The organism is Nonlabens sp. (genome assembly GCF_018401815.1).
Taxonomy (GTDB): Bacteria; Bacteroidota; Bacteroidia; order Flavobacteriales; family Flavobacteriaceae; genus Nonlabens.
Genome location: NZ_JAGYKG010000022.1, coordinates 1 through 1636, shown reverse-complemented (window position 1 = coordinate 1636; position 1636 = coordinate 1). Strand labels below are relative to the sequence as shown.

Annotated in this window: 2 protein-coding genes; both read left to right on the top strand. The window is 34.6% G+C overall.

Annotated elements, in window-relative coordinates; translation table 11 throughout:
• Positions 1–181 precede the first annotated feature (181 nt).
• Positions 182–484: a hypothetical protein gene (locus KG732_RS12945; protein ID WP_213524447.1), complete on the top strand. Its 303-nt coding sequence runs from the start codon at positions 182–184 to the stop codon at positions 482–484.
• A gap of 47 nt (positions 485–531) precedes the next feature.
• Positions 532–1464: a hypothetical protein gene (locus tag KG732_RS12940; protein WP_213524445.1), complete on the top strand. Its 933-nt coding sequence runs from the start codon at positions 532–534 to the stop codon at positions 1462–1464.
• Positions 1465–1636 lie beyond the last annotated feature (172 nt).

Here is a 1636-nt window from a genome sequence, read left to right as displayed (position 1 = left end):
CAGGGAGGTAGGGGTTGTGGGTAAGAGCAGTAAGGGAATTAAACGTTGTGGATGAAGCGAGAGAAGCATTTCAGCAGATGATAAAAATGGCGGTCCTGTTTGGTGGGATGGCCATTTTTTATGTATGGATAGAAGCTAAGCTATTGAGAAAGTGGAAGAATAAACGCAGGGGGCGTAAATAATGGAACATTTTGATAGCTCTTTAATGTCTGGTTGGAGAGACTTTGAAGAGGGGCTTCAGCAAATACTTTATTATAGCTTGTTTCTAGATGTTTTTATTTTATTATCTATTGGGACTTTTGTTTGGTGCTGTTGTGCATATGTGTTGAGCTATAAAAAATTTGTTGATGAAAATATACGTATTAAAAGGTCAGAGCAGCAATATTTTATGGCTAAAGCTGAAAGGGAGAGGTTGGAGGCAAAGCGAATTAAGATAGAGCTTGGCTTCAATGAAGATGTTTGTAATGCTTTAAAAAGTAAATAGATATTATAGGGAATATTGATAATTTATTTATGGAGTTGTATTTAGGCATGAAAAAAATAATTTGCACTACGAAAAATAAAATGAATAAAGTGGCAGAAAAGATAAAAGAAGTAGACGAGCTTTTGGCTAAGCTGATAGAAGGTGATAAAGAAATATGGGAGTATGAGAAAGTTTCAGGAGTTGCGAGAAAGGCTGTAAGAATAATGGCTTTAATGTTGCCAGTAATCTTTTATATCGGCTTGCTCTGGATTTTTTACATAAGTTTAACTGGTGAAAGAATCGAAGGTTTAGGTATTGTTACTGCTGCTATTATTGCCGGTTGTTTTACAATGTTAAGCTCAATCGGTAATACTGAAGCTAATATAAGATCATTAAGAAGTTCGTGGATAGAAGAGTCTAGAAAAGATTTAGCAAAGTATATTGGTAATGCTAGAAGATACTTGGTTGCTGCAGAAAAATGCAGAATAAAAAGAATAGAGCTTAAAGATAGAGAGGAGCAGAATAAATCTATAGGACATGGTATTAAATATGGAGGAGAAAAGGAAATTAATGAGGAGATTTCTAAAAGAAAAAGTGAAGCTCTTGACGCTCAAATGAATTTTTTTGAAAGTTATGCAGTGATAAATGTTAAATACAGAAGCATTGCCAAAGGTGAAGAGAAAGCGGTTTATCAGGCTTTAGTTGATCACTATGATGAATACAGAAGCGTGTGTGGATTATTGTATTCCGATAGGAGTGCATATCAAGATATAGATAAAAGCAGATGTTATGAGCTTGATACATTTATAGGGGATACTTTTGGAAATTATTTTGTGGAAGAATGGAAAAGGGCTAAAAAAGGAGATAAAGAGTTAGTGACCAAGAAAAATATGATTATATTAACACTAGCTTTCTTTGTTTTGGCATACAGTTATAATGTGATAAATAGCAGTGTTAGTTCAAGTAATGAAGAAACGATAGTTAATGAATCTAAGAGATGAAGGTAAGAGGCTATAGTTGCTTGCTCGGCATTGGGTGAAGAACAGAAAAGTGTCCACAGAAACATGCTTTAGCGTGCTGGAATGAATTTTTGGGTGTGTGTAAGTGCTTGATTTAAAGTTAAACATGCTGTTGTGAGTAACTAAGTAAGGTTCTTGTAATCAGTAGGTCCCG

Coding starts and splice junctions, on each gene's coding strand:
- KG732_RS12940 (WP_213524445.1), top strand. CDS start 532: ATGAAAAAAATAATTTGCACTACGAAAAATAAAATGAATAAAGTGGCA.
- KG732_RS12945 (WP_213524447.1), top strand. CDS start 182: ATGGAACATTTTGATAGCTCTTTAATGTCTGGTTGGAGAGACTTTGAA.